This window comes from Enterobacter sp. UPMP701 (genome assembly GCF_053709515.1).
Genome location: NZ_JBSKJN010000008.1, coordinates 65,536 through 91,588, shown reverse-complemented (window position 1 = coordinate 91,588; position 26,053 = coordinate 65,536). Strand labels below are relative to the sequence as shown.

At 55.0% G+C, this 26,053-nt stretch carries 23 protein-coding genes and 1 riboswitch; of the genes, 17 read left to right on the top strand and 6 right to left on the bottom strand.

Annotation, left to right across the window (positions count from 1 at the left end):
• The first annotated feature begins 67 nt into the window (after positions 1-67).
• From zupT to ACWKXT_RS16915, 9 genes are all read left to right on the top strand, one after another.
• Complete coding sequence (gene zupT, locus ACWKXT_RS16955) at positions 68-841, top strand: zinc transporter ZupT (protein ID WP_454527552.1); 774 nt, start codon at positions 68-70, stop codon at positions 839-841.
• A 475-nt stretch (positions 842-1,316) separates the two neighbouring features.
• Positions 1,317-1,871, top strand: coding sequence for a fimbrial-like protein (locus ACWKXT_RS16950; protein WP_211446430.1), 555 nt, complete (start codon positions 1,317-1,319; stop codon positions 1,869-1,871).
• An 82-nt stretch (positions 1,872-1,953) separates the two neighbouring features.
• Positions 1,954-4,479 (top strand): fimbria/pilus outer membrane usher protein, encoded by a 2,526-nt coding sequence (locus ACWKXT_RS16945; protein ID WP_454532973.1) that lies wholly within the window; start codon positions 1,954-1,956, stop codon positions 4,477-4,479.
• Between the two features lie 15 nt (positions 4,480-4,494).
• Positions 4,495-5,232 carry a fimbrial biogenesis chaperone gene (locus tag ACWKXT_RS16940; RefSeq protein ID WP_454532972.1) on the top strand — a complete coding sequence of 246 codons (738 nt, stop codon included), beginning with the start codon at positions 4,495-4,497 and terminating at the stop codon, positions 5,230-5,232.
• Positions 5,232-6,275 carry a pilus assembly protein gene (locus tag ACWKXT_RS16935; protein ID WP_454527555.1) on the top strand — a complete coding sequence of 348 codons (1,044 nt, stop codon included), beginning with the start codon at positions 5,232-5,234 and terminating at the stop codon, positions 6,273-6,275. The genes ACWKXT_RS16940 and ACWKXT_RS16935 overlap by 1 nt, the downstream gene beginning before the upstream one ends.
• 337 nt (positions 6,276-6,612) lie before the next feature.
• The gene (locus ACWKXT_RS16930; RefSeq protein WP_454527694.1) at positions 6,613-7,173 is read left to right on the top strand and encodes a fimbrial protein; all 561 of its coding nucleotides are present in this window, start codon (positions 6,613-6,615) and stop codon (positions 7,171-7,173) included.
• A 75-nt stretch (positions 7,174-7,248) separates the two neighbouring features.
• A complete protein-coding gene (locus ACWKXT_RS16925; RefSeq protein ID WP_454532971.1) occupies positions 7,249-9,687 on the top strand; it encodes a fimbria/pilus outer membrane usher protein in 2,439 nt (812 codons plus the stop codon).
• 9 nt (positions 9,688-9,696) lie between these two features.
• The gene (locus ACWKXT_RS16920; protein WP_120158613.1) at positions 9,697-10,458 is read left to right on the top strand and encodes a fimbrial biogenesis chaperone; all 762 of its coding nucleotides are present in this window, start codon (positions 9,697-9,699) and stop codon (positions 10,456-10,458) included.
• Positions 10,442-11,506, top strand: a complete 1,065-nt coding sequence (locus ACWKXT_RS16915) for a fimbrial protein (protein ID WP_454527557.1) — start codon at positions 10,442-10,444, stop codon at positions 11,504-11,506. Before ACWKXT_RS16920 ends, ACWKXT_RS16915 begins: the two co-directional genes overlap by 17 nt.
• 44 nt (positions 11,507-11,550) lie before the next feature.
• Here the strand turns inward: ACWKXT_RS16915 and ribB are convergent, their stop codons facing one another.
• Complete coding sequence (gene ribB, locus ACWKXT_RS16910) at positions 11,551-12,204, bottom strand: 3,4-dihydroxy-2-butanone-4-phosphate synthase (protein ID WP_454527558.1); 654 nt, start codon at positions 12,202-12,204, stop codon at positions 11,551-11,553.
• Positions 12,205-12,309: 105 nt separating this feature from the next.
• Positions 12,310-12,460, bottom strand: a riboswitch (FMN riboswitch).
• Positions 12,461-12,580: 120 nt separating this feature from the next.
• On the opposite strand from ribB, the gene ubiK reads away from it, so the two are divergent.
• Entirely contained in the window at positions 12,581-12,877 is a 297-nt protein-coding gene (ubiK, locus tag ACWKXT_RS16905) for a ubiquinone biosynthesis accessory factor UbiK (RefSeq protein WP_014071796.1), read from the top strand.
• 67 nt (positions 12,878-12,944) lie between these two features.
• Here ubiK and hldE read toward each other — a convergent pair whose 3' ends face one another.
• The 3 genes from hldE to ACWKXT_RS16890 are packed head-to-tail and all read right to left on the bottom strand — an operon-like array spanning position 12,945 to position 18,594.
• Positions 12,945-14,375: a bifunctional D-glycero-beta-D-manno-heptose-7-phosphate kinase/D-glycero-beta-D-manno-heptose 1-phosphate adenylyltransferase HldE gene (gene hldE / locus ACWKXT_RS16900; RefSeq protein WP_454532970.1), complete on the bottom strand. Its 1,431-nt coding sequence runs from the start codon at positions 14,373-14,375 to the stop codon at positions 12,945-12,947.
• 40 nt (positions 14,376-14,415) lie between these two features.
• Positions 14,416-17,271, bottom strand: a complete 2,856-nt coding sequence (glnE, locus tag ACWKXT_RS16895) for a bifunctional [glutamate--ammonia ligase]-adenylyl-L-tyrosine phosphorylase/[glutamate--ammonia-ligase] adenylyltransferase (protein WP_454532969.1) — start codon at positions 17,269-17,271, stop codon at positions 14,416-14,418.
• A 21-nt stretch (positions 17,272-17,292) separates the two neighbouring features.
• Positions 17,293-18,594, bottom strand: a complete 1,302-nt coding sequence (locus ACWKXT_RS16890; protein WP_454532968.1) for a CYTH domain-containing protein — start codon at positions 18,592-18,594, stop codon at positions 17,293-17,295.
• A gap of 229 nt (positions 18,595-18,823) precedes the next feature.
• Between ACWKXT_RS16890 and ACWKXT_RS16885 the strand changes: the two genes are divergently transcribed.
• Both ACWKXT_RS16885 and ACWKXT_RS16880 read left to right on the top strand, forming a co-directional pair.
• Positions 18,824-19,444, top strand: a complete 621-nt coding sequence (locus ACWKXT_RS16885; RefSeq protein ID WP_454527696.1) for a TIGR04211 family SH3 domain-containing protein — start codon at positions 18,824-18,826, stop codon at positions 19,442-19,444.
• Between the two features lie 60 nt (positions 19,445-19,504).
• Positions 19,505-20,746 carry a multifunctional CCA addition/repair protein gene (locus tag ACWKXT_RS16880; protein WP_454532967.1) on the top strand — a complete coding sequence of 414 codons (1,242 nt, stop codon included), beginning with the start codon at positions 19,505-19,507 and terminating at the stop codon, positions 20,744-20,746.
• Between the two features lie 13 nt (positions 20,747-20,759).
• Here ACWKXT_RS16880 and bacA read toward each other — a convergent pair whose 3' ends face one another.
• The gene (gene bacA / locus ACWKXT_RS16875) at positions 20,760-21,581 is read right to left on the bottom strand and encodes an undecaprenyl-diphosphate phosphatase (RefSeq protein ID WP_080328237.1); all 822 of its coding nucleotides are present in this window, start codon (positions 21,579-21,581) and stop codon (positions 20,760-20,762) included.
• Between the two features lie 106 nt (positions 21,582-21,687).
• The gene (gene folB, locus ACWKXT_RS16870) at positions 21,688-22,056 is read right to left on the bottom strand and encodes a bifunctional dihydroneopterin aldolase/7,8-dihydroneopterin epimerase (protein ID WP_454527564.1); all 369 of its coding nucleotides are present in this window, start codon (positions 22,054-22,056) and stop codon (positions 21,688-21,690) included.
• 107 nt (positions 22,057-22,163) lie between these two features.
• Here folB and plsY point away from each other — a divergent pair, with 107 nt between their 5' ends.
• From plsY to ureC, 5 genes are all read left to right on the top strand, one after another.
• Positions 22,164-22,778, top strand: a complete 615-nt coding sequence (gene plsY, locus ACWKXT_RS16865; protein WP_028017138.1) for a glycerol-3-phosphate 1-O-acyltransferase PlsY — start codon at positions 22,164-22,166, stop codon at positions 22,776-22,778.
• A 111-nt stretch (positions 22,779-22,889) separates the two neighbouring features.
• Positions 22,890-23,717 (top strand): urease accessory protein UreD, encoded by an 828-nt coding sequence (locus tag ACWKXT_RS16860; protein WP_454532966.1) that lies wholly within the window; start codon positions 22,890-22,892, stop codon positions 23,715-23,717.
• 10 nt (positions 23,718-23,727) lie between these two features.
• The gene (locus ACWKXT_RS16855) at positions 23,728-24,030 is read left to right on the top strand and encodes an urease subunit gamma (RefSeq protein WP_454532965.1); all 303 of its coding nucleotides are present in this window, start codon (positions 23,728-23,730) and stop codon (positions 24,028-24,030) included.
• Positions 24,031-24,040: 10 nt separating this feature from the next.
• Entirely contained in the window at positions 24,041-24,355 is a 315-nt protein-coding gene (locus ACWKXT_RS16850) for an urease subunit beta (RefSeq protein WP_454532964.1), read from the top strand.
• On the top strand, positions 24,348-26,051 hold the full coding sequence (ureC, locus tag ACWKXT_RS16845) for an urease subunit alpha (RefSeq protein ID WP_454532963.1): 1,704 nt from the start codon (positions 24,348-24,350) through the stop codon (positions 26,049-26,051). The genes ACWKXT_RS16850 and ureC overlap by 8 nt, the downstream gene beginning before the upstream one ends.
• Positions 26,052-26,053 lie beyond the last annotated feature (2 nt).

Genomic DNA, 26,053 nt, shown 5'->3' with positions numbered 1-26,053 from the left:
GAACGCAGATAACCGTGAAGATCATCATCAGGAAATTTGAATGTCAGATACTGCTTAAGGAGAGTGCATGTCAGTACCCTTGATTTTGACCATACTTGCGGGTGCCGCGACCTTTATCGGTGCGTTTCTCGGCGTGCTTGGTCAAAAGCCTTCCAATCGCCTTCTGGCTTTCTCGCTGGGTTTCGCCGCCGGTATTATGCTGCTTATCTCGCTGATGGAGATGCTGCCCGCAGCGCTTCATGCGGAGGGAATGTCTCCGGTACTCGGCTACGGCATGTTCATCGTTGGCCTGCTGGGCTATTTTGGGCTCGACCGTATGTTGCCGCACGCACACCCTCAGGATTTAATGCAGAAAAACGTTACCCCCCTGCCACGCAATATCAAGCGTACCGCCATTCTGCTGACGCTCGGCATCAGCCTGCATAACTTCCCGGAGGGGGTCGCCACCTACGTGACGGCCAGCAGCAATCTGGAGATGGGCTTTGGCATCGCCCTGGCGGTGGCCTTACACAATATCCCTGAAGGACTGGCCGTTGCCGGACCGGTTTATGCCGCCACGGGCTCAAAACGCACCGCGGTGTTCTGGGCGGGTATTTCCGGGATGGCCGAAATTCTTGGAGGCGTGCTGGCGTGGTTAATCCTGGGAAGTCTGGTCTCCCCTGTTTTGATGGCTGCCATTATGGCTGCGGTTGCCGGGATCATGGTTGCGCTCTCCGTCGATGAGCTAATGCCGCTTGCGAAAGAGATCGATCCGAATAACAACCCCAGCTATGGCGTGCTGTGCGGAATGTCGGTCATGGGGTTGAGTCTGGTGTTACTCCAGACGGCCGGAATAGGCTGACAGGATATACACCTTTGGGGCGATGCTTCAAAGGTGTAAGTTTTTATGTCAAGGATCATGCCTGTATAGGAGCGAATAATATGCAGCACTGATTATTTTAATTATTACTGCGTAAAATACACTTACATATAAGTAAAATTATATTTACCGTCACTTGCTCCTGAAGAAAAATAATAACACCCTTCCTTAAACGGTAAACAGCGAAAAAATATTCCAGCGAACAACTTTCAGAAAATACTTACTTCACGCGTTCATTTCTTCATCGCCTCACCCTAATTCATCACCTGAATAAATAACAACAATTTTAATAAACACGCCCTTTAGTATAACTAAAAGGAACTTCGTTCGTTCTGCATGATAACGTTCTTTTCGCAATACATATTGACGAAGAGTGATCTTCTCATATCGCGCGACTTATCAGCCTGCGTGATGATTCTGGCAAGCAAATTTTTAATATCGTAAAGGATTATATTTCATGTTGAATAAAACACTGTTAGCTGTTGTCACTACCGCTCTGATGTCTGGCGCTGCATTCAACGCCTCTGCTGCCGATGCTGGCCACGGTAAAATTGCGTTTGAAGGCATTGTTATCACCGCGCCATGCTCTATCGCCCCGGGCGATGAAAACCAGACCGTCAATCTTGGTCAAGTGGCTGATTCCGCACTGAACGGTGGTAAAAACTCACTGCCGGTAGATGTGCAGATCCACCTGCAGGATTGCACCCTGACAGATGGCACAAACACCATCACAAAAGCCAACGTGACGTTCACCTCTGCCAACGCAGATGCAACCACTAACCTGCTGAAAAACACCGCGGAAGGTAACTACGGCGGCGCAACGAACGTGGGTGTCCGTCTGCTGACTGAAGGCCGTGATATCGTGCAAATGGGTGTTAAACAACCGGTTGATCTGGTGGCGGATAATTCTTATCAGGTGCTGAATTTCAAAGCGCGCATGGAATCCCCAGATAAAACAGCAACCGCCGGTAACGTCACCACGGATGTTAACTACGTGCTGGACTACGAGTAATCTATTAGATAGTGATAATTGAATGATTCAAGCCGATGAGGGAATCGTCGGCTTTTGAATTTTTATTAAAAAAAGGGATTGTATGCGTAACATTCAAAGATCTCATTTCAATAAATTATCCCTTTTCATTAAAAAAACGCTGCACCCGGTTCTGTTCACCGCAATGGTCATATCTCCGGTCCATGCGGTTCAATTTAACACCGACATGATCGATGCAGAAGATAAAACCAATATCGACCTCACCCAGTTTGAGAAGAAGGGTTTCATTCCCGTAGGGCAATATATCGCGCGCGTCGAAATCAATAAAAACAAATTACCTGACAGCTGGTCCTTTGAATGGATCAAAGCGGATAACGAAAGCGGCTCTGAAGTTTGCCTGACGAAAGAGGACTTAACGGCGTTTGGTTTCGCCGACGAGTTTATCCAGCAACTGCATACTATTAATCAGCAGGGCTGTCTTGCGCTCTCCGACAAACCTGAACTGGTCATTCACCTCGACAGAGCTGAGATGGTGGTCTCTATTACCGCACCGCAGGCGTGGATGAAATACCAGGCAAAAAACTGGACACCTCCCGAATTCTGGGACAACGGGGTCGCCGGTTTCATTTTCGATTACAACGTCTACGCCAGCCAGTACGATCCCGACAGCGGCGAAAAAAGCCAGGATATCAGCTCTTACGGCACGCTGGGTTTTAACCTCGGCGCATGGCGTTTACGTTCAGATTATCAGTACGATCGCGCCTACGAAGACGGTAAGTCTATGGGAAGCAACAGCAGCATGGACCGTACTTATCTTTTCAGGCCGATCCCCTCACTCTCATCAAAACTCATCGTAGGGCAGTACGATCTGAACTCCGATATTTTTGATACGTTTCACTTTACCGGGGCGTCTCTGGAAAGTAACGACAATATGTTGCCGCCGGATTTACAGGGTTATGCGCCGCAAATTACCGGCATTGCGCAAACCAACGCAAAAGTGACCGTCACTCAAAACGGGCGCATGGTCTATCAAACCACCGTCGCGCCAGGGCCTTTCAATATTACGGATATTGGCGACACCTTCCAGGGGCAACTGGATGTCACGGTGGAAGAAGAAGACGGGCGTAAAAGTACCTTTCAGGTAGGTGCCTCATCGATTCCTTTTCTCACGCGTAAAGGGCAATTACGCTACAAAACGTCCACCGGGAAACCCACATCTGTGGGTCACACGGATGTGAATAACCCTCTGTTCTGGACAGGTGAGTTCTCATTCGGCTGGACGGGGAATACCTCCCTGTATGGCGGGGCTTTACTCACTGCCGACGATTATCAGGCGGCTACGACCGGCCTGGGCTTTAACATGAACAGTTTTGGTTCGCTTTCCTTTGACGTGACGCGCGCAGATGCAACGCTGCACAATGAAGACAAAAATGAAAAGCAGAGCGGCTATAGCTACCGTGTTAACTATGCCAAGCGTTTTGAATCAACGGGGAGCCAGGTAACGTTCGCGGGTTATCGTTTCTCAGATAAAGAATACGTCACCATGAGTGAATATCTGACGGCCCGCAGCGGGGATGACTCAACCAGTAACGAGAAAGAGAGCTACGTCCTCTCCTTCAACCAGTATCTTGATCCACTGGCGCTGAATGCGTATATCAACCTGACGCGCAATACCTACTGGGACGACAGCGCCAGCACCAATTACACCTTTTCACTGAGTCGAAACATTGATATTGGGAATTTCAAAGGCATTTCGGCCTCATTATCGGTAGGTAAAACCCAGTGGGACGATCAAGACGAAACGCAATACTATCTCTCATTCACCGTCCCGCTGGAACAAAGCCGCAGTCTCTCCTACAGCATGCAGAAAAACGGCAGTGATAGCATGTCACAAACGTTGTCTTACTATGACTCCTCTGACCGAAACAACACCTGGAATATTTCTGCGTCGGGTGATGAAAGCGACTTCCGCAAGGCTGAACCTGCAATACGCGGGAACTATCAGCACTACTCGCCTTATGGCCGCCTGAACATTAACGGTAGCGTTCAGCCTAATGCCTATAACTCCGTGACCGCTGGCTGGAACGGGTCATTCACGGCCACACGCTACGGTATGGCGCTGCACGATTACAGCAGCGGCAATAACTCACGCATGATGGTGGATGCCGAGGGCATCGCGGGCGTTCCCCTTAGCGATAACAGGACGGTAACGAATGCCATGGGCATTGCCGTCACCAATTCGGTGAGCGACTACACAACGTCTACGGTGCGCGTAGAAAGCAATAAATTGCCCGATGGCGTCGACATTAATAATTCCGTCGTGAATACCACCCTGACGGAAGGGGCCATTGGTTACGCCAGGCTGAATGCAACGAAAGGGTATCAGATCCTGGCCGTTATCCGACTGGCTGATGGCCGCTATCCTCCCTTAGGCGTCAATGTCATTGATATCGCCAGCGGAAGAAACGTGGGTTTAGTGGCTGAAGACGGGTATGTCTATCTCAGCGGTCTTCAGGAAAACAGCAAACTACGTCTGACCTGGGACAAATATAGCTGTGAGATATCACCGCCGAACCAAAGTAATGCCGACAGTAAATCCATTATTTTGCCATGTGAAACAGCACATTAATTCAGGATGAATAAAATGAAACCAACATTGTTATTAAAAGGGATTGTCGCTCTTCTCGGCGCGTGCTCGGTAGCCCATGCAACAGTCTCCCCGGACAGGACGCGTATTATCTTTAACGAAACGGATAAAAGCGTGTCGATAAAATTGACGAACCAAAGTAAAACGACGCCTTATCTGGCTCAGTCCTGGATCGAAGATAAAGAGGGACGTAAAACGCGCGAATATGTGACGCCCCTTCCCCCTTTAATCCGTCTCGATGCAGAGGAACAAAGCCAAATTCGCCTGATGGGCCAGCAAAGCCTTGCCCGGCTGCCGGCAGACAGAGAATCACTTTTCTATTACAACATGCGGGAGATCCCGCCGCGCTCCACGCAAAAAAATATCATGCAAATCGCCATGCAAAGCCGTCTCAAGGTGTTCTGGCGTCCTAAAGCTATCGTGCTAAAAGAGGGCCAGGCCGTTCCAATGGATAAGGTGGAGGTTTCTCGCACCGCGACGGGCGTGATGATAAAAAATGGTACCCCGTATCACATCACCATCGGTTACATTGGTATTGACGGTAAAACGTTATTGCAGGGCGCAAAAGGATTTATGGTTGATCCCTTTTCTCAGACCCAGTCAGAGATAAAAAACCTCCCTGGGACGTTCCAGATTGGCTACATCGGTGATTACGGGGGTTTAAACAACTTCAGGATCAGCTGTACCTCGGTACAGCCGGTGTGCCATAGCGAATCCGTGAAGAAGGGGTCATAATGAAAAATCTTGTTTCGCTATCATGCATATTGCTGCTGTTATGCTCATTTTCCTCATGGGCGGTGGACTGTTATCAAAATACTAAAGGTGGGGCATTATCTTACACCGCCAACTTACCCAGCTTTACGGTTCCGTCAAATGCGGTAATTGGAAGTAAAATATGGGAAAGTTCTGACGTCAATATTACGGTTTATTGTGATAATGCAGCGGGCTGGACCAAAACGAATCAAACAGAAGATGTTTTCGCCTGGATAAAACTCTCGGCCGTCAATAACGCTGACGTGTTAAATAACCCCTATTTTACCTTCGGCGTAACCTATAATGGTGTGGACCATGAGATGACCGATGAAGGGATTGATACCGGCGCCTGTCTGGATAAATTCGAACAATATTACGATGGCATCTGGCACAACCCGGTCTGTAATGGTTCAACCTTACAGAAAGACATCACGTTCCCATCCCGTTTTCGTTTATATGTCAAACTCAAAGCTTTCCCGACCGATCCTGACACCGTTTATGATTTCGGCAGCATCAACGTCCTGCAATTTGATGGTCAGGGTGGGGCCAACCTTGCCAAAAATGCAAAAAACTTGCGTTACAATATCGACGGTCTCGACCACGTTCATTTCCTGGACTGCGGCGTGGACATACAAATATTCCCGGAAAACCAGACGGTTGATTTTGGTCAGGTCAATAATATCGACGTCATGACACAGAAAGCGCCCTTTAGCGTGTCGACAATACGCGATGCCACGGCAGCATGCTCACAGCAGTTTGACGTCACCATGAGTTTTAACACTGACGACCTGTACGACACCAGCCATGTCGATATGGGAAACGGGTTACTCATGCAGATCCGCGACGAAACGCTAGGGGAAGATCTGTTAATGAACACCTATTACCCCTTTGCAACGTATTACCCGAACGGGGGAGCCTCGACGGTCACCCATAATTACATGGCTAAGCTAACCAAAAATCCCAACCGGGAAATTGACGTTGGCCCATTCAGTAAAGATGTAGTGCTGAAGATAAACTATCAGTAACGCCCAACAAAGACCGGGGCTCCTCCGGTCTTTCTTGTGTAGTGTTTTTATGGTGCAATTAATGGAATGCTATAGGCCTTAGCGAAAAAACCATACATAATCAAGCGATACACTGGAGAAATACGGTCTATTCTTTTTGCTCCTCCCTCGCGGTACAGACATTACTTTCACGTTAGAAATCAATATTAACGATTAGCTTCCTTTATATTTAATTTTTTCTACATTCAATTTTCAGCATGAGTAATCGTATTTTCTGAAAGCCGATCGTTATACTGCCTGAGCAATATTCTGGAAAATAACATTCAGAATATGAATTCATTTGAAAAAGGATATTTTCATGCATACAGGCAAAAAAACACTGTTAATCGTTGCTATGGCGGCCATTATCTCGGGCTCTGCATTTGCTGACGATCAGGGTTCTGGAAAGATTAAATTTAAAGGCGTGGTGATCGACGCTCCATGCAGCATTGCGCCAGACAGCGTTGATAAAGAAGTTGATCTCGGCCAGGTGACCACTGCGGTGATTAATGCAAACAAAAAGTCCACTCCTGTGGCTGTCGATATTAACCTGGAAAACTGCCAGCTGGACGATCCTGGTGATGAGACAGACACCCCTATCACCAAAGTGGATGTTACCTTCACCAGCGCCGCAACAGACGCGACGGATACCAGCCTCATGAGCAACACCTATGCAAGTGGTGCTCAAAATGTCGGCGTTCGTCTGCTGGATAACGCCGAGGCCAACATCACGCTGGGCGCAGAAAATGAAGTTGATCTGCTGCCAGGTTCAACCACCCAGACGCTGCATTTCAAAGCGTTAATGGAAGTGCTTGCAGGCAAAACCGCTACGGCGGGTCAGGTTGAAGCAACTGCCAACTATATTCTGATGTACAAATAATAACATCACGTCACGGTATAAACCGGCTGGCATTTAATGCAGCCGGCAATCTATATTTTTTTGAGTAACAGGACGATGACATATAAATTACAATGGATAATTATTATTACGTCCCTGTTAATGACGAAAACTGCCGCCGCGACTGAGTTTAACATAAATGCTATTGATAAAGATCAGCGCGGTAGCGTTGACTTATCCCTTTTTAAAGATCAAATATCCGTCACGCCAGGCAACTATTTCGTTAGCGTTTCAATTAATGATATTCCGCTGGCGAACGGCTGGGAGCTTCGTTGGCGGGAGATAAAAAATAGCATACAAGTCTGTATTCCACCCGAGCTGGCCGATACGTTTGCACTTCAAGACTCCATCCGTAGCGCATTGCCTGAAAAAGACGGGTGCGTCGACTTTACGTCCAAACCGGATATTAAATTTACCTTTGAGCAAGCCAGCCAAACATTAAAAGTCACTATCCCCCAGGCGTGGCTACAGTACCGCGCTGCCGACTGGATGCCGCCCTCAACCTGGGAAAACGGCGTGCCCGGCGTGCTGCTGGATTACAATGTTTTTGCCAGCCATTATCAGCCAAATGATGGCAGCAGTACCGACAATGCGAACACTTACGGAACGGTGGGTGCCAATATGGGTGCCTGGCGGCTGCGCAGCGATTATCAGTACACGCAAACCCATACTGACACGGGTTCAGAAAATGATGGTCGCTTTTCACGTGTCTATATGTTCCGCCCTCTCCCGTCGCTCGGTGCCAAACTTACGCTAGGGGAAACAGATTTCCAGTCCGCTATTTTTGATGCTTTCACCTATACCGGTGCATCCCTGATTAGCGATGAGCGCATGCTGCCGTGGTCGCTACGGGGTTACGCGCCACAAATTACCGGGATAGCGCAAACCAACGCCACGGTTACCGTCAGCCTTGCCGATCGCGTGATTTACCAGAGCAAAGTCCCGCCCGGCCCCTTTGTGATTCAGGATCTTAACCAGTCTGTCCAGGGTACGCTGGATGTCAAAGTAACGGAAGAAGACGGGCGCGTCAGCACCTTCCAGGTCTCCGCAGAATCGGTGCCGTTTTTAACCCGAAAAGGTCAGGTTCGCTACAAGCTGGCGACCGGGAAAGCGCGCAAAGACGCTTCGCATGACGTTGAAGATAACGCGTTTCTGAGCGGTGAATTCTCGTGGGGGATGCTGTCACAAACCTCCCTCTATGGCGGTACGCTCGCCGATGGCGACCATTACCGATCCGTCGCTGCCGGCATCGGACAAAACATGGCGTACCTGGGTGCCCTCTCTTTTGACGTCACACAGGCTACCAGCCAGTTGCCCAATCAGAATAGCCAGACGGGCTACAGCTACCGCTTTAACTACAGTAAGCGTTTCGATACCACCGGCAGTCAGCTTACGCTCGCCAGCTATCGCTACTCAGACCCACAGTTCCTGAGCTATGCCCGTTTTCTGGATTATGACAACAACGATCGGCAGTCCGAAAAACAGACGCTCAGCGTGACGGCAAGCCAGTACATTTCGGCATTATCACTTAACCTCTATGTCAACATGCTGCGTCAAACCTGGTGGAACGACTCGCCTTCCACAACGGGCAGCGTGACCGCTGGCTACAACTTTGACCTGGGTCGCTGGAAAAACCTGGGCGTCACCCTGTCGTGGAGTAAAACGCATTATGAAGATGAAGACGACGATACGCAGTTCTATCTCTCATTGAGCGTGCCGCTCGATCCCGATCATCGACTGAATTACGACCTGCACAACAGCGACAACCTGAGCCAGAACGTCTCGTGGTATGACACATCAGACCGCAACAATACCTGGGGCGTTTCAGCAGGCACCGAGAGTGAGAAGTCAGATGCCGGCGCACAGGTAAGCGGCAACTATCAGCATTATTCCCCTTATGGCGACCTGAATCTCTCCGGGAGCTATAAGGCTAATGAATACAATTCCCTGAGCGCCAGCTGGAACGGCTCGTTTACTGCAACGGCGAAAGGTGCCGCCCTGCACCGCCGCAGCTACGGTAATGAACCGCGCGTGATGGTCAGCACCGACGGCGTAGGCAACATCCCGCTGAACATGTCGCGGGATGAAACAAACCGGTTTGGCATTGGCGTTTTACCGTCCATCTCCAGCTATTCGCCCTCCAGCGTGCAGGTCAATATGAACAACCTGCCCGATGGCGTGGACGTGGACACCCGCGTCGTCACCTCAACCTGGACAGAAGGCGCGATTGGATTCCGTCAGATTGCCACGCGTGCAGGCAACGATATTGCAGGCATCTTACGCACCGCTTCCGGCACGCCGCCGCTGGGTGCGGTTGTTCGCCTGCAGGAAAACGACCGGCAGATTGCCATGGTCGCCGATGACGGCCACGTCTGGCTCGGTGCCGTAGAGCCAGAACAACAGTTCCGCGTAACGTGGGGAGACAATCAGCAGTGTCGCTTCGCGTTACCTTCACACCTTGAAAACAGTATGCAGTTGATACTGCCATGTCAGTAAGAAACCATGATGAAATTAACCCTACTCAAAAGCCTGTGCCTGATGCTGGCCGGCGCAGCATTCACCACCCACGCGGCCGTAAACCTCGACCGCACGCGCATTGTCTTCCCGGAAAGCGACAAAGCCAGCAGCCTGAAGGTTGAAAACCAGAGCAAGGCGTTGCCTTATCTGGCGCTCTCCTGGATTGAAGATGAAAAAGGCCGGAAAGAAGACACGCATTTCATGGCGCTCCCTCCCATTCAACGCCTTGAAGCGGGTTCCGCGTCGCAGATCAGGATCGTTAAGCAAGCAGCCACCAGCCAGTTGCCGAAAGACAGAGAATCCCTGTTTTATTTCAACCTGCGCGAAGTGCCGCCGAAAAGCAGCAGCGCCAGCGAGGAACGCAGCGTCATGCAGGTCGCGATGCAGAGCAGGATCAAACTGTTCTGGCGTCCAAAAGCGATTACCAAAAAGCCCGGTGAGCTGGCGGAAATGCGCATGGAAATTTCAGCCAATGCCAAAGGGCTGACTGTGCATAACCCCACGCCGTATTACATCACCCTCGCGTGGCTCAGCAAGAATGCGAAGACCATGCTCCCGGGCTTTGACAGCCTGATGATCGCGCCTTTCGCGACAGCAACCACGTCTACGGGTGACTATCACGGTAATTATTACAGCATCGGTTACATCGACGATTACGGTGCGCTGAAAAAGGTCGACGTGCAGTGTGCGGGAACGGCGCAGTGCACGCTCAGCGAAAGGAAGATCGAAAAAGATGCAAAATCTCGCTAAGGTATTGTTCATATTGCTGCTCTCAGTGCTGCCTTTAAAAGACGCGCTGGCGCTTGACTGCTACCTGGGCGGTTCCGGCGGCCCCGTTGAAGAGGTCAAAACGATCTCTCCGTTTGCTATTCCCAGCAATGCGCAGGTGGGTGAAAAAATCTGGGAGTCAGATGACATCAAAATCCCGGTGACGTGCGATCACAACGTCACGAGCAATTTTCAACCTGAAGACGTTTTTGGCTGGGTGAACCCCTATCCTTCTGCTACCGATCCCTATTATGAACTTGGGGTAACCTATGAAGGGGTAGACTACGATGCAACAGGCCAGCCCAACGGCGTCGATACCCGACAATGTCTGGACAACCAAAACATCACAATTTATACCCCTGACCAGATCCGACAAATGGGATGGGAAAATCGCATCTGTTCCGGTAACCCGGACGATATCCACACTTCACGAACTTTTGTCGCTCGCCTGCGTTTATACGTCAAAATCAAAGCGATGCCGCCCCACGGCTACGTCAGCTCTCTGGGGGATTACATCGTCGTGCAGTTTGACGGAAAAGGTGGGGTTAACCAGATGGTGGACGCGAAAAACCTCAAATATCATATTAACGGTCTGCAAAATATTACCGTTCTGGACTGCGGGGCGACGTTCAGTATTTACCCTGAGAACCAGGAGATTGATTTCGGCACGTTTAGCGCGCGCGACATTGTGAATCAGCAGACGCGCAATCGCACATTTTCGGTACGAACAACCAAAGTGCAGGATGCGCAATGTTCAGATGGGTTCAAAATGGATTCGTCGTTCTATACCACAGAGTCACTCAGCACCGATGATACGGCGTTATTGGTCGGGAACGGCTTAAAGCTGCGGATCCTTAACGAAACGCAGCAGCCCTACACCTTCAACCATTATGAAGAGTATGCTGATTTTACGGGCAGCACGTTGCAATATGAGCAAACCTACACGGCAGAGCTATCGCCCGTAGAGGGTCAAGCCATTCAGTCCGGCCCGTTCGAAACGGTAGTGCTGTTCAAAATTAACTATCACTAGACACAAAAAAGCCGGGTTTCCCCGGCTTTTTCACATCAGCCATTTCAGCTGGCTTTGCGCTCGTGCGCCTGGCGATACTCAACCAGATCTTCGATCGTTACCACCGGCATGTTGTGCAGACGCGCAAAGGTGATGCACTCCGGCGCGCGCGCCATGGTGCCATCATCGTTAGTCAGTTCGCACAGTACGCCTGCAGGCTTGAAGCCCGCCAGCGTGACCAGATCGATGGTCGCTTCGGTATGACCACCACGGGTCAGCACGCCGCCCGGCTGCGCGCGCAGCGGGAAGACGTGACCAGGGCGGTGCAGATCGGAGGGTTTCGCGCCGTCGGCAATCGCTGCACGCACGGTGGTCAGGCGGTCAGCCGCCGACACGCCGGTAGTTACGCCGTGCGCCGCTTCAATGGTCACGGTGAAGCCGGTACCAAAGGCGCTGGTGTTGTTTTCAACCATCATCGGCAGATCAAGCTGCTGACGACGTTCTTCGGTGATGCACAGGCATACGATGCCGCTACCGTGACGGATGGTCAGCGCCATCTGCTCAACGGTCATGTTCTCGGCGGCAAAAATCATGTCGCCTTCGTTTTCACGGTTTTCATCGTCAAGCACCATCACACCGCGGCCTTCGCGCAGTGCATCCAGTGCGTGTTCAACACGTTGAATTGAAGTACCAAAAGAGGAAAGTAGCGTCTGATTCATGGTAAAAAAACCTCATTAACTTTATGGTTACCAGAATCAGGGCAGTCTTAGGAGCGCCGTACAAGCGGCAAAAAAATAACGTGAGCGGGCCTTGCCCGACTGGATCGTTACTCTCTCCCATCCGGACTCTAACCGTCGGCCCCGGAATTACACCGGATCTGCTGACCTTTGAGAATTCACCCAAAGCGCTCGCGGGCTTTCAGCGTTAAGCTGATTTACCGCCGGTGGGGAATTTCGCCCCGCCCTGAGAATAAGCGAGATAACTATAACGCTATTGATTACCCTGGGCAATGCATAAGCTTCAAACAATTTTGTTTAACCCGCGGCATGACGCGCTACAATAGGCACTAACACCTTTTCATCAAGGGAAACGACAATGATTGACCCAAAGAAAATTGAGCAGATCGCGCGTCAGGTTCATGAATCCATGCCGAAGGGCATTCGTGAATTTGGTGATGACGTAGAGAAGAAAATCCGCCAGACGCTGCAGGCGCAGTTGGTTCGCCTTGATTTAGTCAGCCGTGAAGAATTTGACGTGCAGACCCAGGTTCTGCTGCGCACCCGCGAGAAGCTGGCGCTGCTGGAACAGCGTTTGACCGAGCTGGAAAACCGCAATGCGCCGGAAGAAGTGAAGCCAGCACCGGCCATTCCACCGGTGGATGACCAGGAGTAAGTGTGGCCTGGTGCCCTCACCCACGGGGTTGAGGGTGAAAAACGAACGGGCCAACAGGCCCGTTTTTTTACTGACTGTCTTTCTGGATCTTCTTAATGATGTTGGTGGTTGAGCACCCGTCCTCAAAGTTGAGCACCATCACTTCACCGCCGTTGGCCCAGACATCTTCGCTCCCCGCTATTTGCTCCGGTTTGTAGTCCCCACCTTTCACCAGCAGATCTGGCAGAATACCTGCAATCAGGCGCTGCGGCGTGTCTTCTTCAAACGACACCACCCAGTCCACCGCTTCCAGCGCGCCGAGCACGATCATGCGCTGCTCCAGCGGGTTCACCGGACGCGTTTCACCCTTCAGGCGCTTCGTCGACGCATCGCTGTTGACCGCCACAATCAGGCGATCGCCCAGCTTGCGCGCATTCGCCAGATACGAAACGTGGCCCGCGTGCAGGATGTCGAACACGCCGTTAGTCATCACCACTTTTTCACCGCGTTTGCGCGCGGCAGCAACGGCCACTTTCAGCTCGTCTTCGGTCATGACGCCAAAGCCGGTATCCGCACGCCCACGCACCGCATTTTCCAGCTCGATTGGCGAAACGGTGGAGGTCCCGAGTTTACCGACGACCACACCCGCCGCGGCGTTAGCGAAGTAGCAGGCCTCTTCCAGGGAGTTCCCCGCAGCCAGCGTTGCCGCCAGCACGCCGATCACCGTATCACCGGCGCCGGTCACGTCGTACACTTCCTGCGCCTGGGTTGGCATATGCAACGGCGCTTTGCCCGGCTGCAGCAGCGTCATCCCCTGCTCGGAACGTGTCACCAGCAGCGCGGACAGCTCGAAATCAGCGATGATCTTCATGCCGCGCTCAACCAGCTCTTCTTCAGTTTTGCACTTGCCCGCCACCGCTTCGAACTCAGAGAGGTTTGGCGTCAGCAGGGTTGCGCCGCGATAGCGTTCAAAATCGGTGCCTTTCGGGTCGATCAGTACCGGCACACCGGCTTTACGCGCCAGCTGAATCATCGTCTGCACGCTTGCCAGCGCGCCTTTGGCGTAATCAGACAGCACCAGCGCACCGATATTGCCCAGCGCCTGATTGATACGCTCGTGCAGCGGCTCGGGATCAACGCCTTCGAACCCTTCTTCAAAGTCGAGGCGGATCAGCTGCTGGTTACGCGACAACACGCGCAGCTTGGTGATGGTCGGGTGGGTCGGAACAGAAACGAAGTCGCACTTCACGTTCACGTCCGCCAGCGACTGGCTTAGGGCGCGCGCCGCATCATCAATGCCGGTCAGGCCCACCAGACGCGAATGCGCGCCCAGAGAGGCAATGTTCATCGCCACGTTTGCCGCGCCGCCAGGACGCTCTTCAATGGTATCGACCTTGACCACCGGCACCGGTGCTTCCGGTGAGATACGGCTGGTCGGCCCATACCAGTAGCGGTCCAGCATCACATCCCCGACAACCATAACTCCAGCACGTTCAAACTCTGGCAGTGTTACTTTCATTCCTGACTCCAGAAAGATTCACAATTTGCGCGCGATAATATCACACTTGATTTGTTACGCACGGTTCCACCAGCCACTTCTGCCAGCTGGCCTTTACCTGGGCACGTTCATGAGCAAAACAGTCCAGCGCCACGTGCCCCGGCTGTTCCTGCAGCGCCAGGTGATGAAGCTCATCGCGCAGCGTCGTGTAGGCGCGGGTTAAGGCCTGCGCCTCCTGCTCATCCATAATGTCGTTCTGCGCCAGCAGTTCCAGAATGCGCACGTTATCGGACCAGCGCGTCAGCTTCGGTTTATCGTGAGCGTGCAGCAGCACCAGATACTGGGTAATAAACTCAATATCGGTAATCCCGCCCTCGTCGGCTTTAATATCAAAGCGATCGCGATGTTTATTGCCTAAGTGCGCACGCATTTTCTCGCGCATTTCGCGCACTTCGGTCTGCAACGTACTGCCGTCACGCGGGGTGGTCATGACCTCCTTGCGGATGACGTCAAACTGCGTTTTTAACTGCGGATCGCCATACACCACGCGTGCACGCACCAGCGCCTGATGCTCCCACGTCCAGGCTTCATTCTTCTGGTAATCGGCGAAGGATTCCGTTGAGGTGACCAGCATGCCTGCCGCGCCGGACGGGCGCAGACGCGCATCCACTTCATACAGAATGCCTGACGAGGTACGGGTGCTGAACAGGTGCATGATGCGCTGGGCCAGGCGGAGGTAGAACTGACGCCCGTCGATTTCACGCTCGCCGTCGGTTATCACGTCGGCCGGACAGTCGTGCAGGAAGATCAGATCCAGATCGGAGCTGTAGCCCAGCTCCCAGCCGCCAAGCTTGCCGTAACCCACCACCGCAAAACCACGGCCTTCACGGTCGGCAAGATGTTTTGGCTGGCCATAGCGGGCCACCATCTGCACCCACGCCTGATGGACAACCGCGTCGATGATCGCCTCTGCCAGCCAGGTTAAGTGATCGCTCACTTTCATCACCGGCAGCGTACCGGCGATGTCTGCCGCTGCCACGCGCAACATCTGCGCCTGCTTAAACTGACGCAGCGCCTCCAGCTGTTGCTCTTCGTCCTCTTCCGGTACGCGCAGCAGATACTGACGCAGCTCGTCGCGGTAGGCATCCGTCGCCGTTGGCTGGTAGAGCGTGTTCGGGTCGAGCAGCTCATCCAGCAGCAGCGGGTAGCGCGCCAGCTTGTTGGCCACCATCGGCGACGCGGCGCAGAGGGTAATCAGGTGCTTCAGTGCCCCCGGAAACTCGCTTAACAGTTCAAGGTAGGTGGTACGCGTGATAATCCCGCTCAGCAGCGGCATCATGCGCGACAGCGGCACCGGCGCGTCCTCGCGCGAGCACACCTCGCTCAGCAGATGCGGCATCAGGTGATCCAGGACCTGACGTCCGCGCGGGCCAATGGCGCGCTTGTTAAGCTCAAGACGGAAGTCCGCGATCAGCGCCACCACGCGATGGCGGGCATCGTCGCTTAAGTGCGTCAGCACCGGCGTGGTGTCATCTTCCTGAAGCGCATCCTGCCACAGCTCGCGCCAGTGCTCGGAAAGCGCATCGTCCGGTGACTCACTTTCGTCGTCGCCAATCAGATCGTTGAAGATACGGCGCACGCCCGCCATGTGAACGTCCAGCTTTTCGGTCAACGCCGCCCAGTCGTCCACGCGCATCCCCCAGGCCAGACGCGCCCGGTTTAACTCGTCACCCGGCAAGGTCTGGGTCTGTTCGTCGTTAATGCTTTGCAGCAAATTCTCCAGACGGCGCAGGAAAAGATAGGCCTCGCGCAGCGTTTGCGCGTCACCGTCCGGCAGCAGGTGCAGCTGCTCAATGGCGGACAGCGTCGGCAGCAGCGAACGAGACTGCAGCGACGGCTCACGCCCGCCGCGGATCAGCTGGAAGACCTGGACGATAAATTCAATTTCGCGGATGCCCCCCGCACCAAGCTTGATGTTGTCCTTCAGGCCGCGGCGGCGCACCTCGCGGGCAATCATCCCTTTCATATTGCGCAGGGACTGGATCACGCTGAAGTCGATGTAGCGGCGGAACACGAACGGGCGCAGCATGGCGCGCAGCTCGTTAGCCCAGGTGTCGTCGCCGTCACCCATGATCCGCGCTTTGACCATCGCGTAGCGTTCCCAGTCACGTCCCTGCTCCTGGTAATAATCTTCCAGCGCGGCGAAGCTCAACACCAGCGGGCCGCTGTCGCCAAACGGGCGCAGGCGCATGTCCACGCGGTAGACAAAGCCGTCCTGCGTCGGCTGGTCCAGCGCCTTAATCAGACGCTGGCCGAGGCGAGTAAAGAACTGCGCGTTATCCAGCTCGCGACGACCGCCGCGCGTGGAGCCGTTCTCCGGCCAGGCAAAGATCAGGTCGATATCGGAGGAGAAGTTCAGCTCGCAGCCGCCCAGCTTGCCCATCCCCAGAATCAACAGTGGTTGCGGAACCCCTTCGTCGTTGCACGGCGTGCCCCACTCTTTACAGCAGGCGTCGTAGAGCCAGTCCCGCGCGGCGACAATCAGCGTCTGCGCCAGCTCGCTCAGCTGCTGCAAAGTGCTCTCTTCGCTCACCAGCTCCAGCGCCTGCGCCCAGGCAATGCGCACCATCACCCGGCGGCGGAACTGACGCAGAACGCGCATTAGCGTGGCTTCATCCGCCACCTCTGCCAGCGCGGTTTGCAGCCAGCCAGCATAATGTCGCCACTCGTCAGCCTGCGGCGGCGCGCTTTCCAGCTCCGCCAGCCAGTCCGGGTTGGCGCTGACGCTCTCCTGCACAAAATCACTGAACGTGAGCACGCTTTTCGCCTGCTCGCTTAACGATGACGCGGGTAACGACTCGGGCAGACGTTCGCAAACGGTCTGCCAGTGCTGCTGTAACTGCGAAGAAAGCGGCATATCAGGGGTTCCTTGCCAGAATTAACGTTTTCCGCTGTGCAGCCAGTACGGATCCTGCGAAATGGCTTCGTTGCGGAAATGCTCGATCTCAATCTGCTGACGGGTCTCAATGGCATGCTTAAGTCCCTGCCAGTTCTCCAGCCAGGCCTGTGCCTTCGCGCCCTCATATGCTCCCGACAGGAGCAACATGCTGTCGATATTACGCGCCAGACGGGGAAGCTGGTCGCCATACTGGTCGCCCAGCGGATGCGCGAAGGTGGTCCTCAGCTCAGCGGCGTGGCGGGAAAGATGGATATCCGCGAAGCGTTTAAAGTTATCCGCGATTTTGGTCTGCGCTTTCGCATCCAGGAAGGCGCGCCAGCCGCGCGTCACCAGAAACTCGGTCAGCGCCAGTTTTGCAGCGGCATTTTGCGGGCTGTAAAGCGCAGTTTGCGCCGACACGTCGGAAAGCAGCAGCGTTTCGGTCTGGGTCAGCAGATCGCGTAAGTGAGCGCTAGCTTTACGTGGAACGATACCGCCAAACAGCGTCAGGGTATGACGCACCAGCCCGATGGCGGCGAGCACCTGTTTTTTGGCATTTTTGATGTTACGCGCCCACAGTTCTTCATGGTACTGCCACTGAGAGAGCGCCAGCCCCAGCGCCGCTTCCATGCCCTGTTCAATGCTGGCTTTCGGCACGACGCGCAGAATCGGGGTCTCTCTCAGCACGCGTGGCGCATTTCCGGCAGCCAGGTGATAGCCGCGCGCCGCTTTGCTCAGGCTGCCCTGACGTAAACCCGGCTGGCTCACCAGCTTGCGCGCCAGCTTCAGCACGTCGCTCGCATCGCCTTCCAGCAGTTCCAGCTCCAGCTCACAGATCGGCTCCTGGAACTCACCCGCCTTCACCTCACCTAAATCCAGCGCGATTTCAATGCGGCTCTTGCCTTCCGTCACCAGCCATTTCTCACGGGAGAAATCGGTGCTGAACAGCGGCTGCACCTGCCCTGCCAGCGTGGCGGGCAGTTCGCCTTCCGGCCAGACTTCCGCCGGGAAACGTTCGAGCTCAAGTTCTGGCTTACTGATGTCGATATTGTATTCCGGGCGCTGGTGCAAACCGCCGACCACGCGGCCGGCGGTTTTCATAGTCATCTCGTAGCGTCCGTTCGCGCCGCGGATGCGCAGCCCCATATCGTGGTTGCGCAGCCAGTTGTCCGGCGTTTCGTAGTAGATGTTGAGCAACGGTACGGGTTCATGGTGCTCGCCGGAGAGCGTATTCAGATGCTGGCGGAGCGCGTCAACGCTGTCTTTTTCGACGATAAATTTTAATTCGATTTCCTGAGCCATAGCCTTGTACTTTTGCGGGCGTCACAGACGCGTCAATGAGGGCGAACTTCCTCGCCATTTGTTTGTCAGTACATAGTATTTTGCGCCAAATTGCCATGCAATGAGCAATTTGTCGGGCGTAAATGTGTAGAGTCGTGACACAGATGATTCTGATTGCTGACGAATGCTTTGCGTAGAGACACTGTTGCCACTACTATCGTTCCACTATTTATGAAAATAACGACTAATGATGCTTAAATTACGCCTGATTGGACTTACTTTACTCGCTTTTAGCGCCGCAACCGCAGTGCACGCTGAAGAGAAGCGTTACGTTTCTGACGAACTGAACACCTGGGTACGCAGTGGCCCCGGAGATAATTATCGCCTCGTGGGCACGGTGAATGCCGGCGAGGAAGTCACCCTGTTACAGACCAACGCGGAGACCAATTACGGTCAGGTTCGCGACAGTACCGGCCGTACCTCCTGGATCCCGATGAAAGAGCTGAGCACCGTGCCAAGCCTGCGCACCCGCGTACCGGATCTGGAAAACCAGGTGAAAACGCTGACCGACAAGCTGAACAACATCGACGGCACCTGGAACCAGCGCACCGCCGAAATGCAGCAGAAAGTGGCGCAGAGCGACGGCGTGATCAATGGTCTGAAAGAAGAGAATCAAAAACTCAAAAACGAGCTGATCGTCGCGCAGAAAAAAGTGAACGCCGCGAATCTGCAGCTTGATGACAAACAGCGCACCATCATCATGCAGTGGTTTATGTATGGCGGCGGCGTGCTGGGCGTGGGTCTGGTACTGGGTCTGGTTCTGCCACATCTGATCCCAAGCCGTAAGCGTAAAGATCGCTGGATGAACTAATTCGTCTTCTCTGCCAGACTTACGTATCATTCTGGAAAAGAGAAAACGGGAGAGTTGGGCGTGAAGAGTTATCTGGTCGGTGGTGCGGTACGTGATGCGTTGTTAGGTCTGCCGGTCAAAGATAAAGACTGGGTGGTGGTGGGCGCCACCCCGGAAGAGATGCTCGACGCGGGCTACCAGCAGGTAGGCCGCGATTTTCCCGTGTTTCTGCACCCGAAAAGCCGGGAAGAGTACGCCCTGGCGCGCACCGAGCGGAAATCCGGTTCCGGCTACACGGGATTCACCTGTTACGCCGCACCGGATGTGACGCTGGAGCAGGATTTGCTGCGCCGCGATCTCACCATTAACGCCCTGGCCCAGGACGAAAACGGGCATATCATCGACGCCTACGGTGGGCAGGATGACCTGCGCGACCGTCTTTTGCGCCATATCTCCCCGGCATTTTCTGAAGATCCGCTCCGCGTCCTGCGCGTGGCGCGCTTTGCCGCGCGTTATGCCCATCTTAGCTTCCGTATTGCCGATGAAACGATGGCATTGATGACGGCCATGACCGAGGCGGGCGAGCTGGAACACCTGACGCCGGAGCGCGTCTGGAAAGAGACAGAAAACGCCCTGACCACCCGTAACCCGCAGGTCTTTTTCCAGGTGCTGCGCGACTGCGGCGCACTAAAGGTGCTGTTCCCGGAAATCGACGCGCTGTTTGGCGTCCCCGCGCCGGCAAAATGGCACCCTGAAATTGATACCGGCGTGCACACGCTGATGACGCTAAGCATGGCCGCCATGCTCAGCCCTGAGGTGGACGTGCGTTTTTCCACCCTGTGTCACGATCTCGGCAAAGGCTTAACGCCGAAAGAATTCTGGCCGCGCCATCACGGGCACGGCCCTGCGGGCGTAAAACTGGTTGACGGGCTCTGCCAGCGCCTGCGCGTACCGAATGACATCCGCGATCTGGCAAAGCTGGTCGCCGAATTCCACGACCTGATCCACACCTTCCCGATCCTGAAGCCCGCCACTATCGTTAAGCTGTTCGATAATATCGACGCCTGGCGCAAGCCGCAGCGCGTGGAGCAGATCGCACTCACCAGCGAAGCCGACGTACGCGGCCGCACCGGGTTTGAAGCCTCTGATTACCCGCAGGGGCGCTTGCTGCGTGAAGCGTGGGACGTCGCAAAAGCGGTGCCGACGAAAGACGTGGTCGAGGCAGGATTTAAAGGGCCGGAGATTCGCGAGGAGCTGACAAAACGGCGGATTGATGCGGTAGCCGCGTGGAAGGAAAAACGTTGCCCTCAGCCGAAAGAGTGAGGGCAACCCGCCATCAGAAGAAGACCACGTACACCGCAGCGGCGACGATAAAACGGTAGATCGCGAACGGAATGAACGAGATACGCTTGATCAGCTGCAGGAAGGTTTTGATGGCAATCAACGCCACGATAAACGCGGTGATAAAGCCCACGGCAAACATCGGAATGTCGCCGGTGGTCAGGAAGTGATAACTCTTATAGACGTCGAGTACGGTGGCGCCCATCATCATCGGCACCGCCAGCAGGAACGAGAACTCAGACGCGGCGTAACGGCTCACGCCCATCAGCATCCCGCCTGAAATCGTGGCCCCTGAACGGGAGAAGCCCGGCCACAGCGCCAGACACTGGAAGCAGCCAATGATAAACGCCTGACGGTAGGTCATGTCATCCAGACCTTCCGCACGCGGGACTTTTGGCTTCAGCACTTCCGCGGCAATCAACAAGAAGCCCCCCACCACCAGCGCGTACATGACGTTAATCGGGTTAAACAGCGATTTAATGGTGTCGTGGAATACCAGCCCCAGCACCACCGCCGGGATCATCCCGAGCAGGATATGAATCAGCGTCAGGCGGCCCTTGCTTTCACCTTCACGCTGCGGCAGGCGGCCAAAATGGATGCCGATCAGGCCAAACAGACGACGCCAGAACATCACCACCACCGCCAGGATAGAGCCCAGCTGAATCACCACCTCAAACGTCTTTGCGGTATCGCCTTCAAAGCCCAGCAGATGGCCAACGATAATCATATGGCCCGTACTGGAAACCGGCAAAAACTCCGTCAATCCTTCGACCACACCCAGAATTGCCGCCACCAGCAGCGAGTGCATATCGCTCATCTATAAACCCCTAAAAAAAGATATAAAAAACGGTGTCCACGCGGACCACCGTGAAAGATACAGCCTTAAGACCGATATAACCTAAAATGGTTTAGCAATTATGACGTTAAATCTTCCCTTTCAGATTTGTGCCACGCTCGATAATCACACCTACGTTGGCCGCGCGCGCCACTGCCCCCGGCTTGCTCAGCTTGATACGTACCCATGGCGAGTTGAATCTGGTCAGCAGCAGGTCCGCCACCTCTTCCGCCACGCGTTCCACCAGCGCAAAACGCTGCCCTTCTACATGGCCGATAACCGCTTCGCTGATGTCGGCATAGCTCAGACAATCATTCACATCATCGCTTTTTGCCGATTTGCGGTTATCCCAGCCCATTTCGATATCGAACACCAGTTTCTGCTCGATGGTCTGTTCCCAGTCGTAAACACCAATAGTGGTGATTACCGAAAGTTGCTCTATAAATACAATATCCATCACGACCTGCCTGCTTTTTGGCTAAACCGGATACCACTTCCGGCGAATTATGCGTATTATCCACAGATGCTGAGAATACAGATACATTTTCAAAACGGAACAGCGTTATGAGTGCAATCGCGCCTGGAATGATCCTCCTCGCCTATCTTTGCGGCTCAATCTCCAGCGCCATTCTGGTCTGCCGCATTGCCGGGTTACCTGACCCGCGTGAAAGTGGCTCCGGGAATCCGGGAGCGACCAACGTGCTTCGAATTGGCGGCAAGGGAGCAGCCGTAGCGGTTTTGATTTTTGATGTTCTGAAAGGGATGCTACCCGTCTGGGGCGCCTATGCGCTGGGCGTCACGCCGTTCTGGCTGGGGCTCATTGCGATTGCCGCCTGCGTCGGCCATATCTGGCCCGTATTCTTCGGTTTTAAAGGCGGCAAAGGCGTGGCTACCGCCTTTGGTGCCATTGCGCCCATCGGCTGGGACTTAACCGGTGTCATGGCCGGGACCTGGCTGCTGACCATTCTGCTGAGCGGTTATTCGTCGCTGGGTGCTATCGTCAGCGCGCTGATCGCCCCGTTTTATGTCTGGTGGTTCAAGCCCCAGTTCACCTTCCCGGTATCGATGCTCTCCTGCCTGATCCTGCTGCGTCATCACGACAATATCCAGCGCCTGTGGCGTCGTCAGGAAACGAAGATCTGGACAAAGCTCAAAAGAAAGAAAAAAGAGCCAGAATAAAGCGCGCGACGTCAGCAACAGCGTCCTTATCCATAAGCGAGTCATATGACAGCCTTCATTTCCGCCAGGGCATACTGAAAAGTATCCCTCTGGCGCGCGAATGGAAGCACCATGTTAGCAGCTCAGGTCACTGATAATACGTATAAAGGCTGGCAGGCATCGCTTGCCCTGCAGTTTTGTCACGCCCCTGAGAAAACCCTCCTGCATTCCGCGCACCACGTCGGGCCGCTTACGGTTCAGCGGCCGTTTTACCCTGAAGGCGAGACCTGCCACCTCTATCTGCTGCACCCGCCCGGCGGCGTTGTGGGCGGCGATACGCTTGATATTTCCGTTCGGTTAAACGCCAAAAGCCACGCGCTTATCACCATGCCCGGCGCCAGCAAGTTCTATCGCAGCAGCGGCGCGCAGGCGCGTCTGAGCCAGCATTTTTACCTCGATGAAGACGCCACGCTGGAGTGGCTGCCGCAGGACACCATTATCTTTCCCGGCGCGAACGCTGCGCTGCGTTCCGTCTTCCACCTGAAGGCTTCCAGCACACTGCTGGCATGGGAGCTGTACTGCCTGGGCCGCCCGGTAATCGGTGAGACCTTCAGCCACGGCACGCTGGAGAGCCGCCTTGAAGTATGGGTAGACGACGAGCCGCGCCTGATAGAGCGCCAGCATCTCAGCAACGGCGATCTCACGCCCGTCGCCGGACACCCGTGGATCGGCACCCTGCTGTTCTATCCGGCCCGGGAAGATCATCTCGACACGGTGCGCACGCTGCTCGCGCCGCTGGAAAATTTTGCAGGCGCAACGCTCACCGACGATCTGCTGTCGGTGCGTTTTCTCTCCCACGACAACCTGATTTGCCAGCGGGTGATGCGCGACATCTGGCAGTCGCTTCGCCCGCTTCTCACCACCAAACCCGCCTGTTCGCCGCGCATCTGGCAGACATAAGAGAAACGCTATGGAACTGACTCCCAGAGAAAAAGACAAACTGTTGCTGTTCACCGCCGCGCTAGTTGCCGAACGTCGCCTCGCACGCGGGGTAAAGCTCAATTACCCGGAATCGGTCGCGCTGATCAGCGCCTTTATTATTGAAGGCGCACGCGATGGAGAAACCGTCGCCTCGCTGATGGAGGCAGGCCGCCACGTCCTGAGGCGCGATCAGGTCATGGAGGGTGTCCCGGAGATGATCCCGGATATTCAGGTGGAAGCCACCTTCCCGGACGGTTCCAAGCTCGTCACCGTCCACAATCCGATCGTCTAAGGAGCGCGTGATGATCCCAGGAGAATATCAGATCCAGCCCGGCACGATTGCCCTCAACGTCGGGCGGGAAATCCAACGCGTGATAGTTGAAAACCACGGCGACAGGCCGATCCAGGTCGGATCGCACTACCACTTTTACGAGGTCAACCCGGCGCTGAAGTTTGACCGGGAAGCCACCAAAGGCTACCGGCTGAACATCCCGGCGGGCACCGCCGTGCGCTTCGAGCCCGGCCAGAAGCGCGAAGTGACGCTGGTTCAGGTCGAAGGTGCGCAGCGCATTTTCGGTTTTCGCGGCGATGTGATGGGAGAGGTGAAACATGGCTGAGATTTCACGCCGGACGTATGCCGACATGTTCGGCCCCACCACCGGGGATAAAGTGCGGCTGGCGGACAGCGAGCTGTGGATCGAAGTGGAGAACGATCTCACGGTCTACGGCGAAGAGGTCAAATTCGGCGGCGGAAAGGTGATCCGCGACGGGATGGGGCAGGGGCAGATGACCGCCGACGGCTGCGTGGATCTGGTGCTGACTAACGCGCTGATCGTCGATCACTGGGGGATCGTTAAAGCGGATATCGGCGTCAAGGACGGGCGGATCTTCGCCGTCGGCAAAGCCGGGAACCCGGACATTCAGCCTGGGGTGACGATCCCGATCGGTGCCGCGACGGAAGTCATCGCTGCAGAAGGGAAGATCGTCACCGCCGGCGGGATCGACACCCACATCCACTGGATCTGCCCGCAGCAGGCGGAAGAGGCGCTGGTGTCTGGCGTAACAACCATGATCGGCGGCGGCACCGGCCCCGCGGCAGGCACAAACGCCACCACCTGCACGCCGGGGCCGTGGTATATCGCCCGCATGCTTCAGGCTGCCGATACGCTGCCGGTGAATATTGGCCTGCTCGGCAAGGGTAACGGCTCCAACCCTGACGCCCTGCGCGAGCAGATTGCCGCCGGTGCTATCGGGCTCAAGATCCACGAAGACTGGGGCGCAACGCCCGCCGCCATCAATTGCTCGCTGGAGGTCGCTGACGAAATGGATATTCAGGTGGCGCTGCACAGCGACACGCTGAACGAGTCTGGTTTTGTCGAAGACACGCTGGCGGCGATCGCCGGGCGCACCATACACACCTTCCACACCGAAGGCGCGGGCGGCGGCCATGCGCCGGATATCATCACCGCCTGCGCGCACCCGAATATTCTGCCCTCTTCCACCAACCCGACCTTGCCCTACACGGTGAACACCATCGACGAGCATCTCGACATGCTGATGGTCTGTCATCATCTCGACCCGGATATCGCCGAGGACGTGGCGTTTGCCGAATCCCGCATTCGTCGTGAAACCATCGCCGCCGAAGACGTGCTGCACGATATCGGCGCGTTCTCGCTCACCTCGTCAGATTCGCAGGCCATGGGCCGCGTCGGGGAAGTGATTATCCGCACCTGGCAGGTGGCGCACCGCATGAAGGTGCAGCGCGGCGCCCTGCCGGAAGAGACGGGCGATAACGATAACTTCCGCGTGAAGCGCTATGTCGCCAAATACACCATCAACCCGGCGCTGACCCACGGCATTGCCCATGAAGTCGGTTCGATTGAGGCGGGCAAGCTGGCGGATCTGGTGGTCTGGTCCCCGGCGTTCTTTGGCGTCAAACCCGCCACCATCGTCAAAGGCGGGATGATCGCCTGCGCCCCGATGGGCGACATCAACGCCTCGATCCCCACACCGCAGCCAGTGCATTACCGCCCGATGTTTGGATCGCTGGGTGCCGCGCGTCACGCTACCCGCCTGACGTTTATCTCGCAGGCCGCCAGTGCGAACGGCATCCCGCAGCAGCTCAACCTGCAAAGCGCCACCGCGGTGGTAAAAGGCTGCCGGACGGTGAAAAAGGCGGACATGATCCACAACGGCCTGCAGCCGAATATCACCGTTGACTCGCAAACCTATGAGGTACGCGTCGACGGTGAACTGATAACCAGCGAACCGGCTGACGTTCTGCCGATGGCGCAACGCTATTTCCTGTTTTAAGG

Excerpts from the sequence above, each read along its gene's own strand:
- zupT (WP_454527552.1), top strand. The coding sequence starts at position 68 with ATGTCAGTACCCTTGATTTTGACCATACTTGCGGGTGCCGCGACCTTT.
- ACWKXT_RS16950 (WP_211446430.1), top strand. The coding sequence starts at position 1,317 with ATGTTGAATAAAACACTGTTAGCTGTTGTCACTACCGCTCTGATGTCT.
- ACWKXT_RS16945 (WP_454532973.1), top strand. The coding sequence starts at position 1,954 with ATGCGTAACATTCAAAGATCTCATTTCAATAAATTATCCCTTTTCATT.
- ACWKXT_RS16940 (WP_454532972.1), top strand. The coding sequence starts at position 4,495 with ATGAAACCAACATTGTTATTAAAAGGGATTGTCGCTCTTCTCGGCGCG.
- ACWKXT_RS16935 (WP_454527555.1), top strand. The coding sequence starts at position 5,232 with ATGAAAAATCTTGTTTCGCTATCATGCATATTGCTGCTGTTATGCTCA.
- ACWKXT_RS16930 (WP_454527694.1), top strand. The coding sequence starts at position 6,613 with ATGCATACAGGCAAAAAAACACTGTTAATCGTTGCTATGGCGGCCATT.
- ACWKXT_RS16925 (WP_454532971.1), top strand. The coding sequence starts at position 7,249 with ATGACATATAAATTACAATGGATAATTATTATTACGTCCCTGTTAATG.
- ACWKXT_RS16920 (WP_120158613.1), top strand. The coding sequence starts at position 9,697 with ATGAAATTAACCCTACTCAAAAGCCTGTGCCTGATGCTGGCCGGCGCA.
- ACWKXT_RS16915 (WP_454527557.1), top strand. The coding sequence starts at position 10,442 with ATGCAAAATCTCGCTAAGGTATTGTTCATATTGCTGCTCTCAGTGCTG.
- ribB (WP_454527558.1), bottom strand. The coding sequence starts at position 12,204 with ATGAATCAGACGCTACTTTCCTCTTTTGGTACTTCAATTCAACGTGTT.
- ubiK (WP_014071796.1), top strand. The coding sequence starts at position 12,581 with ATGATTGACCCAAAGAAAATTGAGCAGATCGCGCGTCAGGTTCATGAA.
- hldE (WP_454532970.1), bottom strand. The coding sequence starts at position 14,375 with ATGAAAGTAACACTGCCAGAGTTTGAACGTGCTGGAGTTATGGTTGTC.
- glnE (WP_454532969.1), bottom strand. The coding sequence starts at position 17,271 with ATGCCGCTTTCTTCGCAGTTACAGCAGCACTGGCAGACCGTTTGCGAA.
- ACWKXT_RS16890 (WP_454532968.1), bottom strand. The coding sequence starts at position 18,594 with ATGGCTCAGGAAATCGAATTAAAATTTATCGTCGAAAAAGACAGCGTT.
- ACWKXT_RS16885 (WP_454527696.1), top strand. The coding sequence starts at position 18,824 with ATGCTTAAATTACGCCTGATTGGACTTACTTTACTCGCTTTTAGCGCC.
- bacA (WP_080328237.1), bottom strand. The coding sequence starts at position 21,581 with ATGAGCGATATGCACTCGCTGCTGGTGGCGGCAATTCTGGGTGTGGTC.
- folB (WP_454527564.1), bottom strand. The coding sequence starts at position 22,056 with ATGGATATTGTATTTATAGAGCAACTTTCGGTAATCACCACTATTGGT.
- plsY (WP_028017138.1), top strand. The coding sequence starts at position 22,164 with ATGAGTGCAATCGCGCCTGGAATGATCCTCCTCGCCTATCTTTGCGGC.
- ACWKXT_RS16860 (WP_454532966.1), top strand. The coding sequence starts at position 22,890 with ATGTTAGCAGCTCAGGTCACTGATAATACGTATAAAGGCTGGCAGGCA.
- ACWKXT_RS16855 (WP_454532965.1), top strand. The coding sequence starts at position 23,728 with ATGGAACTGACTCCCAGAGAAAAAGACAAACTGTTGCTGTTCACCGCC.
- ACWKXT_RS16850 (WP_454532964.1), top strand. The coding sequence starts at position 24,041 with ATGATCCCAGGAGAATATCAGATCCAGCCCGGCACGATTGCCCTCAAC.
- ureC (WP_454532963.1), top strand. The coding sequence starts at position 24,348 with ATGGCTGAGATTTCACGCCGGACGTATGCCGACATGTTCGGCCCCACC.